Raw genomic sequence first — 16,516 nt, forward strand, 5'->3', positions numbered from 1 at the left:
GCTTGGCACCGGCAGCAGGAGCGGCGGCAGCGCCAGCGGCTGGCTTGGCACCAGCAGCAGGGGCGGCGGCAGCGGTCGGCTCAGGCTCCACTTCAACCTTCGGCTCTTCGCACATGACGATGACCACATCACCACCCAGGTGGCAGGTGACGCCTGCAGGGAAGGCGATTTCGCGGACGTGAATGCCCTGGCCAACTTCGAGGCCGGTGACGTCGATCTCGATGCTTTCTGGCAGATCCTTCGGCAGACAGCGGACTTCGATTTCGTGATGGATGGCTTCCACCAGTCCACCCTGCTTCGCGCCCTTGGCTTCGCCGACAGTGACCACAGGCACGTTGGCGTGAATTTCTTCATCAGCAGCAATGGCATGGAAATCAATGTGGAGGATGCCACCGCGGAGGTAGTCGTGCTGCACTTCCTGCACCAGCGCGAGCTGGTCTTCGGCGGCTCCGGCGATCTTCAGCGAGACAAGAATGTTGTCCGAGGCGCTGCCTTCAAGAAGCTTCGAGAAAGTTTTGCCGTGCACCTGGATGCTGGAGGGCTTCACCTTGCGACCATAAAGGGCGGCTGGAATGGTGCCTGCTTTGCGCATGCGTTTGACGGCACCAGTACCGGACTGGGTGCGGACTTCTGCCTGGAGATCGAGAATTTTAGCCATGGTCGGGGTTCCTCACTGGAGGAGATTAAGTTTTGGAAAAAGGGCGCGGAGAATACACGCCTACCCCCGCGTGTCAAACAGGGATGTGACAGACTCGTTCCCGTGGATGCGGGCAATGGCCTGCGCCAGCAGGGGGGCGATGTCCAAAGCGGTCACTTTTTCACCGGTCGCCTGCGGGGTCGAATTCGTGGCCAGCAGCTCGACAATCGGTGATTTGGCGATGCGATTCCGCCCTTTCTCTCCCAGCACGGCATGCGACACACCGGCATAAATCTTTTTCGCCCCGTGCTTCAGCAGCAGGTCGGCGGCCGCAGTGAGCGTCCCGGCGGTTTCAGTCAGGTCATCCACCAGAAGAACATTTTTCCCCGCCACATCACCGATCACGCTGTGGGCTTCCACTTCTTCGGCACTCACTCGATTTTTGGCCACAATCGCCATCGGAGCACCCAGCGCCTTGGCAAAGGCATGCGTCATTTTGATGCCTCCCACGTCGGGAGAGACCACCACGAGATCGCTGATTTCACGCTCGCGAATGGTCTTCATCAAGACGGGAGCCGCATACAGATGATCCACGGGAATGTCGAAGAAACCCTGAATCTGCCCGGCGTGCAGATCCACCGTGAGCACCCGGTTCACCCCGGCGGCCACCAGCAGATTCGCCACCAGCTTCGCAGTGATCGGCACCCGCGGGCGGTCTTTACGATCCTGGCGCGCATAGCCGAAGAACGGCAGCACAGCGGTGATTCGGTTGGCGCTCGCACGACGCACGGCATCCACCATGATGAGCAGTTCCATCAGGTTCTGGTTCGTCGGCGGGCAGGTCGGCTGCACAATGAAGACATCACCGCCGCGGATGTTCTCATGGATCTGCACGAAGGTCTCGCCGTCCGGAAACGTGGTCAGCTCCGCGGCACAGAGGGCCATGTTCAGGTTTTGGGCAATCGACTTCGCCAGCGTCGGATGGGCGGAGCCGCTTAAGATCTTCAGACTTTCATTCATGGGGCGCGGAGTTAGGCGAGTCTGTCACAGAAATCAACCCATCGCGTCATTCCGTGTCTCAATGCTTGTGCTTCCAGACAACTTCTCGTACCTCTGGAGGTAAATCTGCTGCTAAATCGGCCTCTCCTTCCCTAGCCCAGCCATGAGTGATTCCTCCAATCCCATCCCTCCGCCGAAGACCACGGGCGGCGGCTGGCGCTGGGAACCGCCCACACCGGCGGAATTGCAGGAAATTCTGCCCCAATATGAGGTTCACATGCTCGTCGGCCGTGGCGGCATGGGCGCCGTCTACAAAGGCGTGCAGCTCAGCCTGGATCGCGCCGTCGCCATCAAACTGCTCCCACCAGCCATCGAACGGCAGGATCTCGCCTTTGCCGAGCGCTTCAAAAACGAAGCCCGCCTGATGGGCCGCATGAATCATCCCGCCATCGTCAGCGTGTATGACTTCGGCCGCACTTCGGACGGCCAGCTCTACTTTGTCATGGAGTACGTCGATGGCACCGACGTCCAGCGCATGATCGCCCGCGAAGGCAAACTGCCCCAGGAGCACGCCCTCGCCATCACCGCGCATTTGTGCGATGCCCTCGGCTACGCGCACAAGCAGGGCATCGTGCATCGTGACATCAAGCCCTCCAATGTCCTCATCGACATCGAAGGCCGCGTCAAAGTCGCCGACTTCGGCCTCGCCAAGCTTGCAGACAAAGCACAAAACTCCGGCCTCACTCAAACCGGCATGACCATGGGCACCCCCGATTATGTGGCTCCTGAGGCACTCATGTTAGGCACGGATGTGGACGGCCGTGCGGACATCTACGCTGTCGGCGTCATGCTGTATCAGATGCTCACCGGCGACATCCCGCGCGGCATGTTCAAAATGCCGTCGCAGAAATTTCGCAGCATCGATCCCCGCTTTGACGCCATCATCCGCCGCGCCTTGGAGCACGACCGCGAGGAGCGCTATCAAAGCAGCCACGAACTCCGTCAGGCACTGGACATCATTCTGACCACACCCCGCGCAGTCTCAGGCCAGGAATCCAGCGCCGTGCTGCCCAAGCAGCCCCCGCAGACACCCGGCCGCACCGTCGTCCCCTCCTCACGCAATCCCGGCTCCGCCCAGCAGCACACCGCGCCAAGACCCGATCCATATCAGGCGCCACCACCACCCAAAGCCGCCTCGTCCTCGACAATGCCCTACGTCTTCGCCGCGCTGCTCATGCTCGGCGTCGGCGGCTGGTTCATCGCCAACCGTCAGCACCCGGCCGATCTGCACACTCCTTCCGAGCCTGCCCAAAAAACACCACTACCCCCTCCTCAGGTTCCCACGCCGAAGATCGCCACCACTCCTACCCCACAACCAACGCCAAAACCGCAGCCCGTCACACCCACCTACACTCCGCCTCCGGTGAAACCTGCTCCCCCAAGCAGCACACCACCCACGATGGCACCGGCCACCCCTCCCGCCACGGTGACGCCAGTCCCGCCCTCTCCTCCTGCCACCACCAATGAGTCAATCGTTCACCGCTTGGCTCAGTTGGAGTCCCAGTTTCAGACCGCCTTTGAGCGGGAAGTGAACACCGCTTATGTCGATCAGCTCGACACCCTGGGCACAGGTTATGTCACGGCGCTTGATCGCGCGATGCAGGATGCCACCAAAGCCGGTCGGCTCGATGAAGCCATCGCCCTGCGTGAAGAAAAGCAGCGCTTCACCACGCATAAGTTCATGCCGTCCATCGACCCCGCGAGTCTGCACAAGACCGTGGTCACTCTGCGCAACGCCTACCGCACCGCGGAGAAAAATTACGCTCAGCAGAAAGACGCCTCCTCCCTGCCCCTCTACGATCGCTACATAGCAGTCCTCAATGCTTTGGAAAAGGAAGTCCTCGCTCAAGGCCGCACCTCCGACGCCGCCGCCGTCCGCACCAAGCGCGACGACGTCGTCACCCGCCGCAAGCAGCGTGCCGCAAAGGTATCCTCCAAGGCCTCCATCTCCCCTCCACCAGCCACCGGTTCAGCCAAGCTCGCTCTATTCGATGGCGAATCCCTCAACGGTTGGCGCATCGTCGCTTTCAAAGACATCACCCTGGAGATGCTCTGAAAAAAGCACGCTCGACATGAGCATCGAAGCGTAATCTCGTTTTCATCATGCCCTGGTTTCACCTCATCATCGCCGGTCTTCTCGAAGTGGCATGGGCCGTCGGTTTAAAACAGACCGCCGGCTGGACGCGGCTGTGGCCCAGCCTCATCACCGTGGCGCTCATGATCGCCAGCTTCTTCTTTCTCTCCCTCGCTCTTCGCACCCTGCCCCTCGGCACCGCCTATGCCATCTGGACCGGTATCGGTGCCATCGGCACCGCACTCATCGGCATTTTCATCTTTGATGAACCCCGCACCGCCGCGCGCCTCGTATGCATCTTGCTCATCGTCTCCGGCGTCGTCGGTTTGAAGTTAGCCTCATCCTCCCCGGTCTGATCCAGCATCCAGCTTTTTTCCTCCCACATTGACAACTCCCCCCCCCACCTCTTCATTCCCGCCATGACCCCCAGCCAATATTCCGACTTTCCCTCCGATTTCCCCACCTCCATCGCGCCGAAGTCCAGTTACATGGTCCCCACCGTCATCGAGTCCGAAGGCCGTGGCGAGCGCGCCTATGACATCTACTCCCGCCTCCTGAAGGACCGCATCATCTTCCTCGGTGGCGAGGTCAATGACACGATGGCCTCCATCATCATCGCCCAGCTTCTCTTCCTCCAGATGCAGGATCCGAAGAAGGACATCAACATCTACGTCAACAGCCCCGGCGGCAGCGTCACCGCCGGCCTTGCCATCTATGACACCATGCAGTTCCTCACCTGCGATGTCTGCACCTACAGCATCGGCCTCGTCGCCTCCATGGGCGCCGTCCTCCTCGCCGCAGGCACCAAGGGCAAGCGCTACGCCCTGCCAAACTCCGACATCATGATCCACCAGGTCTCCGGCGGCGCACGCGGCACCGCCAGCGATGTCGAGCGCACCGTCGAATACATGTTCGGCCTCAAGAAGCGCCTCAACCGCATCCTCGCCCACCACACCGGCAAGTCCGTCGAGCAGATCGAACGCGACGCCGACCGCGACAACTACATGTCCGCCGCCCAGGCCGCCGAATACGGCCTCGTGGACAAAGTCCTCGAAGGCAAAAAAGACATCTCTGCCGAAGCCAAGTAACACATTCACTCCAAAAGGGCGGGACTCACATCCCGCCCTTTTTTGTGCCCATAGGAAACACTGAAACACACTCAGAATTCCCCATTCCTTTGCTCACCATTCCTTTGCGAAAAAAAGAAGCCTTCTAAACACCACTCCCTCACTCCACTTCTCCCATCCCTCATGAAATTCGGCTTCGTCACCGCCATCCTCCCCGAACTCTCGTTCGACAACGTCCTCAACTTCGCCCGCCACGAAGGCTTCTCCACCGTTGAGGTCATGTGCTGGCCCGTCGGCAAAGCCGAGCGCAAATACGCCGGCGTCACCCACATAGACGTCACCGCCATGTCGAAAAGCCAGGCCCAGGAAATCCTCGGCCACTGTCAGGATCAGGGCGTCAGCATCAGCGCCCTCGGCTACTACCCCAACATGCTCGATCCCGATGCCGCAGTCTCACGCGCAGCCGTCTCCCATTTCAAAAAAGTCATCGCCGCCGCCCCCAAGCTCGGCGTGAATCTCGTCACCGGCTTCGTCGGTCGCGACTGGACCAAGACCGTCGATGAAAACTGGCCGCGCTTCCTCAAAACCTGGCAGCCCATCATCCAATACGCCGAGGATCACGGCGTAAAAATCGGCATCGAAAACTGCCCCATGTCCTTCACTCGCGACGAATGGCCCGCCGGCAAAAACCTCATGACCACGCCCGCCATCTGGCGCCGCGCCTTCAACGACATCGACTCATCCAGCTTCGGCCTCAACTACGACCCCTCGCACTTCATCCTCCAGGACATGGATCCCCTCAGCCCCCTCGCCGAGTTCAAATCCAAGCTCTTCCACGTCCACGCCAAAGACGTCAAAATCAACCGCGCCGCCCTCAACGAAGTCGGCCGCTTCGACTTCCCCCTTCAGTGGCACCAGCCACGCATCCCCGGCTACGGCGACATCAACTGGGCCGCCTTCATGGCCGAGCTCATGCGCATCGGCTACGACGGCCCCCTCTGCATCGAAGTCGAAGACGACACCTTCGGCAAAACCCTCGAAGGCCGCATGAAAGCCATCAAAGTCGCCCGCAACGTGCTCTCTCCATACTTTGGGTAACCATCTGACTCGTCCTCCTACTCGAACTCGTCCTCGATCCTGCCGCTCCGTTTCATCACAAAGTAAGACAATCAATGTTTGAGTCGCCACATGCCTGACGAGACGAAAACCGTTAATCGAGCAACAACGATGACTGCCATTCTTGTCGCTTCCATCGCTCTGATCGCACTCGCGCTTCTCTGGCTAAACCGTTCCTCTCAAGTTTCAAATGCACCAAGTAAGGAATCATTCCCTTCACCAATTCCGAGTGAAGCCGAGATAGCTGCAATTCATGCAGAGCACCGGGCTCAGGACGAAAAAATGACGCATGAACAGATCATGGAGAGGGCCATCAATGATCTCCAGATTAAAACCTCCGCCCATGCGGGCGTTTGGAAGCTGGGCGATGAGGAACGCTGGGATTGGGATGGCGAGAAAGGCACTTTGATTTTTACCTTCAAAGATAAAATCGTGCGCACTCGCGCTCAATTGGTGGGCTCTTATGTCTATTCGCGCAGATCCTGGCTCTGGGCATGGGCCAATAAGTCCATACCCGAAGACGCAAAGTCAGACGCTCAAATCATCCGCAATCACATGATCCAGCGGCGCGTTGCCGGGTTCGATCATGAAGAGCTTTTTGTTGATGAGAAGGATGCCTGGGCCTTCGCATCGCTCGCTTGCTATCTGACAAATGCTGAAGGCGCCTACGGCGGCAGAGAAGGTGACATGCGCGCCTTTTTCACCTTTCATGACATTGAGATCCTTCCACGCCAGTAACATATTTCACGAATCCATGGCATCATGGTCTTGCCGCATGGCCTCCACCCATGCCTGCCTTGAAGGCCAACGGCCTTCCGTAATTCAGCCCAGGGATGCCGAGCTTTAGCGAGTGCTTCCCTGGGTTATCGGGAAAGGAACCCGGAAAGCAAACCCACCACTTCGCCACACCCAGCATTCACCAGCAGCGTCTGCAATGAGCCCCGCCGCATGCATCTCAACTCCATGACACAGCCACGATGCCGCTCAACCTTTCGCCGGCTTTGTCTCATGCACCCGCAGTTCCTTGGATGAATGCTCAGGGGTGAAGCGCACTTCCTTTTGCACGGTCCCCTCTCGTAGCATCAGCAGATTCATCTGATCCTTAAACAGATCAAAAAACACCGCATTCCTCACTGTCGTCCCACCCATCCCCTCCGGCACCTCCACCTCAAAAAACAACACCACCGCCGGATCCCCGCTCTTCGCACTCGCGTCATCCATCTCTCTCCCCTCCCACGCCATCTTCGCCACCTTCCCAGCCTCATCCGTCACCACAAAAGTCTTCGCCAGATACGCCTGAATCTGCGCATCAAACTCCGCCGCAGGCGTCTTGTCGATCCGCATCTCCCGCTCGCTCTTCCGCACCAGCGCCACTTCAAGATCGCTCACGAAAACCGTGAGACTCACCTCCAGCTTCTTCGTCTTCGCATTGTACTCCGCCTCCGCAGTCGAGGTATGCACCGAATGCGCATGCAGACACGTTGCCACCAGCAAATAGAGAATGACCCGCAAGACGCGCATGGAACCTTCAACTTAGCCCCCGGCATCCTCGCAGGCAAGCCCTCCTCACCTTCACGCCAAACCCCTCATTTCGAGCAGGATATCGCAAATCACATCGTGGCAAACCCACGACTTCCTGATACTCTGGCTGAGTGAATTCCGCCGCCCCCTTCTCCAAACTCCGCCGCTTATGGCGCTGGACTTGGCGTCTCGGACTCACGGGCATCGTCCTGCTGTGCATCTTGGTCAGCTGGGCATGGCACCAGCGCGTGCCCATCACGAATGCACTGCTGCGCCGTTTTCTCGGCGACATGCAGGTGGAAGTCGTCTCCCTGGACTGGCAGGACGGAGCCCTGCACGTGCGGGAGGTCAGCACCCTGCACCTTCCCAGTTCAAAACACATCTCAAGCGTGGGCCATTTGGAATGGCGGCCTCGCTGGGGTCAGCTCTACCAGGGAAACCTCGGCGGCCTCAAATTGGAGGATGCCGTGGTGGACGTGCCGCTGGCATGGCTGCTGCCGTCACCACCTCAACCCGCCAGCCCGGCAGTCGCGGAATCCTCCTCATTCCGCTGGCGTCTGGACTTGGTTGATCTCACCCCTACGAAGTTCATCGTGCGCGATGATAACTGGCTGCCCCTTGGCAGTGTGATCATCACGCAGAAGGTGCAGGCCTTGGAAGTCGGCGGCAGCAAATTCCCTTCGTTCAAAACCGTCATCACAGACCTGCAGCAGGCCGAGTGGCGCGGCCAGCCCGTATTCAGCAGCCTGCACTTCGAAACCGAAATGCGCGGAAACGAGATCGAGCTCAAAAGAGCCTCGCTGCACGGCGGCAGCTTTGATCTCGCCTGGCTGCAGGAGCTCAGTCCCGCACTCAGGGCCAAACTGCCCCCCTTGCGCGGCGGTCTGCAGTTTGATTGGGAGGGGCGTGACGTGAGACTCTCAAACTCGGGCTTGCTCTCAGGCGGTACTCAGGAGCTGCATCTGAAAAATCTGCACCTGCAGCCGCTGACCGGACCCGGTGGGATCAATGTCGCAGCCCTGGATCTGAAAGCGTCCCAGGACTTAAACGGCCTCTGGCATGTGGAGCGCGGACTCCTGCAAAAACCAGTCATCGAATGGACCCGTGAACTGGAAACAGCCCTGCTGCCCAAAAGCAAATCCACACAGTCCACCGCCTGGCAGGCAAAGATCGATGCACTGGAAGTGCAGGGCGGCACGCTCAAACTGACGCCCACCGAACTCTGCCCCCTGACGGGTGACCTGAACTGGAGCACCAGCCTGGAAGCGCTGGATATTTCCTCAGAGGGACTGCGCTCGGCAGTGAAGCAAAAACTCGCCCTGGCAGATGTGTCCCTGCGTTGGAATCCAAAAGCCGCCGGCATCCAGCCAAACCCCTTCGCACAGACAAAGTCCGCCACACTGGAACTCGTGCCCGACAGCTTTCGCGAGTTGTGGCAGGTGGAATCACTGGTGCTCACGGCCCCCCATTTTGCTTTCACTCCCGAGAACGGTCCATGGTTTGACAAGATCGAAACACCCCCGGTGAAGTCACCTCTCAAACACGCCCTGCCCTGGTGGAAGCAGCTGCAGTTTGGCTCCCTCACGGTGACGGGTGCCGAGCTCGACATCGCGATGCAACTGGCGGAGCGCCTGGAATCTTCGATTCACTTCTCGATCACGACAGAGCAATCCAAGCAGCATCTGCGCATTCAATCCGCTCAGATGAGCATCCCCAAACGTTCGAGCTTGCCGGTGTTGAATTTCGCGGAGGTGGAGGTGCAGGCGGCGCTGCCGGACATGTGGCGCACGCGGCGCCTGGATTCATTGAAGATCACGGAAGGTCATGTGGCGGCGGGAGATGCACTGATGACTTTGTTCACTGGTGATGCAGCAGTGGTTCAAACCAAAGCAGATGCCGCCGCAGCGCGCTGGACAGCAGGCAAAATCGAAGTGGAGAAACTCGGCGTCACGCTCATGAGCATCGCTCCCGGCATGCCCCCGGTGCGTTTTGATGTGAACCTCACCGCCAACGAGACCCCTCTGGATCTGGACGGCCTCGCGGAAAACGTGGAGCCACAAAGCATCCAGCTCACACGCCTGCGCATCCCCTCCCCGCACGAAGCCCTGCGCACCGTGGCGGAAATGGATGTCATCCATGTGAACTACACCCTCGATGGCCTGCTGCACCGCCGCATTGACCGCGTCGAAATCGTCTCCCCCGTTCTCTATGTGGGCGAAGATCTGTTTTGGTATGTGGAAAACTACCGCAAATCAATGAAGGGCGAAGCTCCCATTTCGGATGCCACCTTTGGCCCTCCCGCACCGCCAAAACCCACCGCCCCCGGCTGGCAGGTGGACACCCTGTCAGTGACCGATGGCAAGCTGATCATCGCACCAAAGGGCGTGCCTCTCGCAGGCATCAGCCGCCCCTTTCCCTTCAGCTTCACTTCGAAGCTCGAAAGCGGCCAGCTCGATGCCCAGTTCGACATCCCGTCGGACGATTACACGCTCAATGAGCTGAAGCTCGAGTTCCGCGGCATGAAAGGGCAGGTGCATTTCAATCTGCCGATGAAAGACCGGAACAACAATCTGACCGAGACCTTCACCGTCGAGCAGCTGCGCTGGAAGCAGCTCCACTTTGAAAAAGCCCACCTGAGCGTGACCTACGACGTGCACGGCATCTACGGTCTCTTCGGCAGTTCGGCCTACGGCGGCTATGTGAATGGCGCGTTCGACATCTATCTGGACGAATCCTTCACCTGGGATGGCTGGGTGGCCGGCACCGATGTGGATCTCAAGCCCGTGACAACCACCTTGTTCCCGGATTACTTCCTGATCGACGGCAAGGTGCAGGGCAAGATCGTCGCCACAGGAAACAAGAACGAACTCTATCAGGGCGATGCAGAATTCCAAAACCGCTCGCATGGCCGCTTCAGCATCGCCGCGCTCAATGACTTGATCAAATCCCTCCCCAAGGCGCTGACCGGCACCATCGGAGATCAAATAACTCGCATCGGGCTGGAAACACTGCGCGATTTCGAGTATGAAAACATTGATGGCAAAGCACGCTTCTACGGACGTGAGGGCCGCGGTCACCTGCGATTCCTCGGCCCGAAGGGCTCGCGCAAGTTCGATGTGAATGTCTACGATCACCGCTGGAAAGAGGAACCCCGCAAACCCGAAACCGCTGATGCTTTGGCAAACTGAACGACTCATCCTTTGCGCCGCCTCATTTATCCTGGCCGCCTGCAAGCTGCCCGAGGTCCCGATCACCACGCCGAAGCCTCTCGAAGTCAACCTCAACATGCGGCTGGATGTTTACCAGTACCGGGGTGACGAACCCCAGGACAAGGAGGCTCTCAAAAACGCCAGCGAGGCCACCGAGCGCATGCGCAACCGCATGCAGGAAATCCAGACCTTGAAAAACAACCAGCTCGTCAGCGAAGATCATCGCGGTCTGCTCCAAATCCGTGAAGTGCCCGCCGGCGACTGGGGTGCCCAGGTGAAAAAAGCCGTGGCCGCCGAAAATGAAGACCGCATGCTCCTCATGCGCCAGAAAGCAAAGGAGGCCAACCGCCCTCTCTACGAGATCGAGGGCGAGCAGTGGCGCCTGCGCAGCGAGCAGGCCGAACCAGGCGAATGGATTGAAATTCCAGGCTCCACACCCGGCTCGTTTGAGTTAAAACGGGTGGACGCCAAAACGACTCCCCCAGCCAGCCAACCAACCACCACCACTCCACCCATCCCAGCCACACCCAAGCCATGAGACTCATCCTCTTTCTCCTCTTTTCGTTGATTGTCGTACTTGCCTTCACGAATCCCAACGAGACCGAGTTCCGTACCTACATGCAGCAGAAGCATGGCATCGCCGGCTCGCTCAGCTTAAAAGTCGCCGCCATCTTCTCCGCCGGCACCAGCACCGGAGTGTCTCGCGACAACTACATCATCTGCAGCCGCTACTACATCGGCGGAGACGGCATCCTGCCACGCACAGATCTGGCCTGGGCCGTGGCCGGAAAATTTTTTGACATCGACGAAAGCGGCGGGAAATGAGGCCATGCTTCATCTGCTGCCCTCTTTCATGCGGCTGCCATCTCTGCTGATTCTGTGTCTCCTGCCCGCTTGCACACTGCTGCAGCGCAAACCATTGACGCCCTCACTGCCCAAGCCCGTCTATCACATCGACGCCCCCTTGGCCTCAGCCTTGAAACCGGCGGCGGCCAGCATCGAAATTGACCTCTCCCGGCAGGAAATGCGCTTGTTCAACGCAGACAAGGTGGCCGTCGTCGTCACCCAAATTTCCTCGGGGCGGAACACCTCGCCCACGCCCACCGGTCACTTCAAGGTGCTCGAAAAGCTGCCGACGAAGTTCTCCAACCGCTATGGCAAGTTCGTCAAGCAGGACACGCGTGAGGTGGTCGTGTGGCGCGTCTGGGAGCATCACGGCCCGCAGCCACCGGGCACCCGCTACGAAGGCTACGAAATGCCACACTGGCTGCGGCTCACCTGGCCCGGAGTGGGCATTCATCAGGGCGAGTTCAAGCCGGGAGAACTCTCCAGCAAAGGCTGCATCCGCACTCCTGCCGAGCCCCAGCAAGTGATCTGGGAGCATGCCCAGGTGGGTACTCCGGTGCACATCCGTGGCAGCAGCGCCGCTCACCCTGACGCGCCATGACCCCAGCCCTGTCACCAGCGTAAAAAATTACGGGGCCGCTTCGGCCGGTTCCGGCTCGGCTTTCTTCTCCGCCGGCATTTCCACCGTCACACTCAGCTCCCAGGCACGATTTTTGATGCACCACACCAGCACCGCCAGAGAGAGGAAGCCGATTAAAACCAAATGCACCATGCAGCCAGTGCCGCATCCGATTCCTTGAAACGAATCACGATAAGTGCGGATATTAGTTCTGCCGGAGTCCCCCATTCATCACAACCTGCCTCATCTTGGATTGGACAGCCAGCGTTTGTCGTCGATTTTTAGCCTGCCTTTTACTGATCCCTCCACCCAAAACTTCCTGATCCACCCATGTCACGCCGTGCCCAATCTGGAGTCCGCCCCACCCACTGGATGGGATTGATCGCCATTCTCGCTTTCGTCGGCGGCGGTGGTTTTGCGTTGATGCATCGTTCGACTGATGCGATGACTGGCGTCACCGAGCTCAGTGCCAGTGAGTTCATGGAAAACGCCACCGCCCTCAGCGGCAACGAATACAAGGTCGAGGGCGTCGTGGACGACCGCCTCGACAACTGGCGCAGCGCAGACGGCCGTCTCTTCAGCTTGCAGATCAGCGATGGCGCAGGCAATACTTACCTTCCTGTCTGGGTGCCGCCGGATTACAAAGGGGCCAACATTCAGCGCCGCCAGCGTTACATCTTTAAAGTGCGCGTCATGGAAACCGGCGTGCTCGAAGTGCTCGAACTCATCAAAGCGTAATCTCACACCGTCATGAAGCGCCTTACTTTTGCCCTCGTCCTAGCAGCGCTGTCTCCTGCCAGCGCCCAGGTTCTCCCAGGCAGCCCCGGTGCGGGTGCGCCCCCGGCCAGCACCACATCCAATAACAATTACAACATGGTGCCCGGCAGCGCTGCCGACCGCCAGACCGATACGCAGACCGCTCTCGGCAACATGCCCATGGCCGATCCCGGCTCCGAGAACGTCTCCTTCAACGGCAAGCTTTGGAATGTGACCAACAACCGCCTCATGCGCTCCCGGTTTGAGACCTATCTCACCACGCCTGAGGCCAATGGCCCTGAAGACCAGGCCTACCGTGATCTCATGGCGCAGATCATGGAACTCCTCGCCCCCACGCACAAGGCCACCGACCCCGTCACCAAGGCTCAGATCCGCGGTCCTGAAGTCATGAAAGCTTTTGCCATGTTGCCGGAGGCCGGTGCCGCCAGAATCGACGGTGGCCTCTGCAATGCCGTCGCCAATGCCATCTGGGATGTCTGGACTTCCCAGAAACGTGTCAACGAACGCAAGCTCGCCAACACCGCCATGATGGAGCGCCGCAAGCAGCTCGAATGGAACGCTGAGGTGGCCATGAACAGCACCCCTATGGTCAAAACCGGCGGCTCCACCAAAACCGACCAGCAGCAAAGCGAAAAGCAAAGCCAGCAGTCCAATACCAATACCGTCGGCCGCACCTCCGGTTACATCAAGGGCATCGCTGAAATCGAAGCCCGCACCAAACTGAACGAGACAGCCATGGGCCTCTCCGAAATCACCAGCAAGATCCAGTTCCAGGCCCTCATCATCCAGATGTTCATGCAGCGTCGTTTTGAGCACGCCGTCATCGCCTGCCGCTTCTACCCCAATCTTTTCCGCGACGGCGAAAGCATCCTGCAGCTCGACAAGAACAGCGATGTCCAAAAGCTCCTCTCCAGCAGCTTCGGCGTCCCTCCCACCGTCAGCATGATCGACGGCCTCTCCCTCGAAGCCATCCGCAGCGTCGATGAATCCCTCGTCTCCTTCGAAAACCTCGTGTCCCGCCGCGATGTGGACAGCGCCAGCAACCGCCTCCTCGAAGCCTACGCCATCGGCGAGTACCTGCCCCGCGTCCGCCGCCTCCCCATGTCCGAAAAGACCAAGGTCCTCGACTTCGTCCGCAAGAAAAACAAGCTCCTCTCCTTCCTGGAAATGAAGGACTATTCCAGCGCCGAAACCGTCGTCATGGAACTCCGCACCACCTCCGACGACTTTGAATACGCCAAGCCCCTCGCCGCGATTCAAACCGCCAAGACCATGAGCAATCTGCACGTGAACAACGCCAACGCAGCCATGGGCAACAAGGATGCCGTGACCGTGGAGAAGGAGATGAAGGCCGCCGCCGAAATCTGGCCCACCAATCCCCGCGTCACCCAGCTCAGCGAGCACATGATGCAGTCCACCGACATGAAGTCCCAGGCCCTCATGGAATTCGACCGCCTCCTTAGCCAGCGCAACTACCGCCAGATCTTCGAAAACCAAGCCCCCTTCATCGCCGCCGTCGCCGATGACCTCACCCGCAAGCAGCAGCTCGAAAAAGTCCTCAAGGACATGGGCCGCCTCGAACTCATCCTCGGCGGAGCCAAAGAAATGGCCGCCAGCAGCGCTCCCGCCGCATGGGAAAAAGTGGAGAAGGAATCCAAGCTCTACCCCGACGATCCCGTGCTCAGCAAACTGCGCGCAGACCTCGGTGTGAAGGCCAGCGAATTCGTCACCGCCATCGAAAACGCCCGTCAGCAGGAGGAGAAGCAGCAGATCGGTTCCGCCATCGCCTGGTATTTGAAAGCCAAGAGCATGCACCCCCTTAGCGAGATGGCCCGCGATGGCATCAAGCGTCTCGTCGAAGTCGTCAAAAACGGCGACCAACCACCGCCCACCATCCCCGAACCCACCTCGGCCTCAGCGCTCAACAACTAGAGCGGTTTCGTCTCCGAAACGCGCGCGCCAGGTTGCATTACTTGCCGGTCGCCTTCTCGACAGCATCACGCACTCCTTCAGCAGGCCGTGAGTCCGTGGCATCATCAATCTTGTCGCCAATCTTTTCCGCCGGGCCTTTTTTGCAGCTGGAAAGAGCGCTCACGGAGACAAGGAACAAGGCAAGGAAGCAGCAGAGTGATTTCATACCATCACATCGCGTCTTCCACCATCCCTGCGCGTACCTCTTTCAAATAAGAAGCTCTCTCCTCCGCCATTGATCAGCGGTACTTCGACAACCCTTCCAAATACTGCCGCGCCAGCTCCGTCTGCGGCCTCGTGAAAAACTCCGCAGCAGTGGATGACTCCTGCACCTTCCCGCCAACGAGGAAGACCACCCAGTCCGCCACCTTCCGCGCAAAGCTGATCTCATGCGTCGCCAGGATGATGCTCTGTCCCGCCTCCGCCAGTTCGCGGATCACATCCAGCACCTCCCCCGTCATCACCGGGTCGAGTGCTGAAGTCGGCTCATCCAGCAGCAGCAAACGCGGCTTCGGCGCCAGCGCCCGTGCGATGGCCGCACGCTGCTGCTGTCCTCCGGAAAGCTGGCTCGGCCGTTTATGCTCATGCCCTGCCAGCCCCAGTCGGTGCAGCAGTTCCAGCGCCCGCTGCGTGGCCTGCGTTTCACTCATCCCATGCACCTCCCGCAGCGGCAGCGCGATGTTCTGCAGCGCCGTGAGATGCGGAAAAAGATTGTACCCCTGGAACACAAAACCATTCCCACGCCGCTCATTCAAAGCCCCCTCCTCATCATGCGGCAGCGCACGCGCATCGATGCTCACATGCCCGTCATCCGGCACCAGCAGACTCCCCAGCACACGCAGCAGCGTGGACTTCCCCCCGCCCGAAGGCCCCAGCAGCGCGATCACCCGCGCCTCGTCCCCCGTGGCAAACGAAGCCCCGTCCAGCGCCGCGTGCGCGCCATACCTTTTAGTCACCGCATGCGTTTCAAGTTTCATACGCAAACCTCCCTTCCAATCGACGCGCCAGATGCGAAAGCGGCAGCGTCACCACCAGATACGCCAGCGCCAGCGGCAGGTAGCCCTCCAGCGGGGCAAAGTTCGCCGCGTTCATGATCTTGACCTTCTGCACCAGCTCCTCGATCCCGATCACCGAAAGCAGCGACGAATCCTTGATCAGCGACACCAGCTGCCCCGTCGTCCCCGGCAGCGCCCGCCTCAGCGCCTGCGGGATGATCACAAACCGGTACGTCTGCGCCTTGCTAAAGCCCACCGCACGCGCCGCCTCAAGCTGCGAGGCACTGATGCTCTCCACCGCCCCCCGGAAAATCTCCGCCAGATACGCCCCCTCAAAACACCCCAGCAAAATGACACCCGTAAACAGCGGCTGATCAATGTGCAGCGCCTGCGCGATGATGTAATGCCCGATCAGCAGCTGCACCAGCAGCGGCGATCCCCGCACCACCTCCACCACACTGCCGCACCCCATCCGCACCGGCAGCCACGGCGCCCGTCGGCCCAGCATGAGCAAAAAACCAAAGCCAATGCTCACCACCATCGCCACCAGCGAGAGCCCCATCGTCGTCAGCCACCCATTCACAAACTGCGACCGATACTGCCACACCCCGCCCCAGCGCCACGG

The 16,516-nt window shown here is 59.7% G+C and carries 18 protein-coding genes; 11 read left to right on the plus strand and 7 right to left on the minus strand.

Annotated elements, in window-relative coordinates:
- A partial coding sequence (locus WAW39_RS10660; RefSeq protein WP_422318560.1) for a 50S ribosomal protein L25 occupies nt 1–658 on the minus strand: 658 nt, incomplete at its 3' end.
- Between the two features lie 60 nt (nt 659–718).
- Complete coding sequence (locus WAW39_RS10665) at nt 719–1,657, minus strand: ribose-phosphate diphosphokinase (protein ID WP_422318562.1); 939 nt, start codon at nt 1,655–1,657, stop codon at nt 719–721.
- A gap of 142 nt (nt 1,658–1,799) precedes the next feature.
- On the opposite strand from WAW39_RS10665, the gene WAW39_RS10670 reads away from it, so the two are divergent.
- From WAW39_RS10670 to WAW39_RS10690, 5 genes are all read left to right on the plus strand, one after another.
- Nucleotides 1,800–3,752, plus strand: a complete 1,953-nt coding sequence (locus tag WAW39_RS10670) for a serine/threonine-protein kinase (RefSeq protein WP_422318564.1) — start codon at nt 1,800–1,802, stop codon at nt 3,750–3,752.
- Nucleotides 3,753–3,799: 47 nt separating this feature from the next.
- Nucleotides 3,800–4,126: a quaternary ammonium compound efflux SMR transporter SugE gene (gene sugE / locus WAW39_RS10675; RefSeq protein WP_422318566.1), complete on the plus strand. Its 327-nt coding sequence runs from the start codon at nt 3,800–3,802 to the stop codon at nt 4,124–4,126.
- Between the two features lie 63 nt (nt 4,127–4,189).
- On the plus strand, nt 4,190–4,858 hold the full coding sequence (locus WAW39_RS10680) for an ATP-dependent Clp protease proteolytic subunit (RefSeq protein WP_422318568.1): 669 nt from the start codon (nt 4,190–4,192) through the stop codon (nt 4,856–4,858).
- A gap of 162 nt (nt 4,859–5,020) precedes the next feature.
- A complete protein-coding gene (locus WAW39_RS10685) occupies nt 5,021–5,935 on the plus strand; it encodes a sugar phosphate isomerase/epimerase family protein (RefSeq protein WP_422318570.1) in 915 nt (304 codons plus the stop codon).
- A 90-nt stretch (nt 5,936–6,025) separates the two neighbouring features.
- Complete coding sequence (locus WAW39_RS10690) at nt 6,026–6,691, plus strand: DUF6882 domain-containing protein (RefSeq protein WP_422318572.1); 666 nt, start codon at nt 6,026–6,028, stop codon at nt 6,689–6,691.
- 246 nt (nt 6,692–6,937) lie between these two features.
- On the opposite strand, the gene WAW39_RS10695 is transcribed toward WAW39_RS10690, so the two are convergent.
- Nucleotides 6,938–7,474: a DUF6702 family protein gene (locus WAW39_RS10695; protein ID WP_422318574.1), complete on the minus strand. Its 537-nt coding sequence runs from the start codon at nt 7,472–7,474 to the stop codon at nt 6,938–6,940.
- Between the two features lie 131 nt (nt 7,475–7,605).
- Here WAW39_RS10695 and WAW39_RS10700 point away from each other — a divergent pair, with 131 nt between their 5' ends.
- The 4 genes from WAW39_RS10700 to WAW39_RS10715 are packed head-to-tail and all read left to right on the plus strand — an operon-like array spanning nt 7,606 to nt 12,130.
- On the plus strand, nt 7,606–10,662 hold the full coding sequence (locus WAW39_RS10700; protein WP_422318576.1) for a hypothetical protein: 3,057 nt from the start codon (nt 7,606–7,608) through the stop codon (nt 10,660–10,662).
- Nucleotides 10,646–11,221 (plus strand): DUF1318 domain-containing protein, encoded by a 576-nt coding sequence (locus tag WAW39_RS10705; RefSeq protein ID WP_422318578.1) that lies wholly within the window; start codon nt 10,646–10,648, stop codon nt 11,219–11,221. Before WAW39_RS10700 ends, WAW39_RS10705 begins: the two co-directional genes overlap by 17 nt.
- Nucleotides 11,218–11,508, plus strand: coding sequence for a hypothetical protein (locus WAW39_RS10710; RefSeq protein ID WP_422318580.1), 291 nt, complete (start codon nt 11,218–11,220; stop codon nt 11,506–11,508). The genes WAW39_RS10705 and WAW39_RS10710 overlap by 4 nt, the downstream gene beginning before the upstream one ends.
- 4 nt (nt 11,509–11,512) lie before the next feature.
- A complete protein-coding gene (locus WAW39_RS10715; RefSeq protein WP_422318582.1) occupies nt 11,513–12,130 on the plus strand; it encodes a L,D-transpeptidase in 618 nt (205 codons plus the stop codon).
- Nucleotides 12,131–12,157: 27 nt separating this feature from the next.
- Here the strand turns inward: WAW39_RS10715 and WAW39_RS10720 are convergent, their stop codons facing one another.
- The gene (locus WAW39_RS10720; RefSeq protein WP_422318584.1) at nt 12,158–12,301 is read right to left on the minus strand and encodes a hypothetical protein; all 144 of its coding nucleotides are present in this window, start codon (nt 12,299–12,301) and stop codon (nt 12,158–12,160) included.
- 177 nt (nt 12,302–12,478) lie between these two features.
- Between WAW39_RS10720 and WAW39_RS10725 the strand changes: the two genes are divergently transcribed.
- Nucleotides 12,479–12,886, plus strand: coding sequence for a hypothetical protein (locus WAW39_RS10725; RefSeq protein WP_422318586.1), 408 nt, complete (start codon nt 12,479–12,481; stop codon nt 12,884–12,886).
- A 12-nt stretch (nt 12,887–12,898) separates the two neighbouring features.
- Entirely contained in the window at nt 12,899–14,857 is a 1,959-nt protein-coding gene (locus WAW39_RS10730) for a hypothetical protein (RefSeq protein ID WP_422318588.1), read from the plus strand.
- A gap of 37 nt (nt 14,858–14,894) precedes the next feature.
- Here WAW39_RS10730 and WAW39_RS10735 read toward each other — a convergent pair whose 3' ends face one another.
- From WAW39_RS10735 to WAW39_RS10745, 3 genes are all read right to left on the minus strand, one after another.
- A complete protein-coding gene (locus tag WAW39_RS10735) occupies nt 14,895–15,062 on the minus strand; it encodes a hypothetical protein (protein WP_422318590.1) in 168 nt (55 codons plus the stop codon).
- 73 nt (nt 15,063–15,135) lie between these two features.
- On the minus strand, nt 15,136–15,873 hold the full coding sequence (locus tag WAW39_RS10740) for an amino acid ABC transporter ATP-binding protein (protein ID WP_422318592.1): 738 nt from the start codon (nt 15,871–15,873) through the stop codon (nt 15,136–15,138).
- Nucleotides 15,863–16,516 (minus strand): amino acid ABC transporter permease (locus WAW39_RS10745; protein ID WP_422318594.1); only part of this gene is annotated, 654 nt, incomplete at its 5' end. The genes WAW39_RS10740 and WAW39_RS10745, both read right to left, overlap by 11 nt.

It is taken from the genome of Prosthecobacter sp., assembly GCF_049294395.1.
Lineage (GTDB): Bacteria > Verrucomicrobiota > Verrucomicrobiia > Verrucomicrobiales > Verrucomicrobiaceae > Prosthecobacter.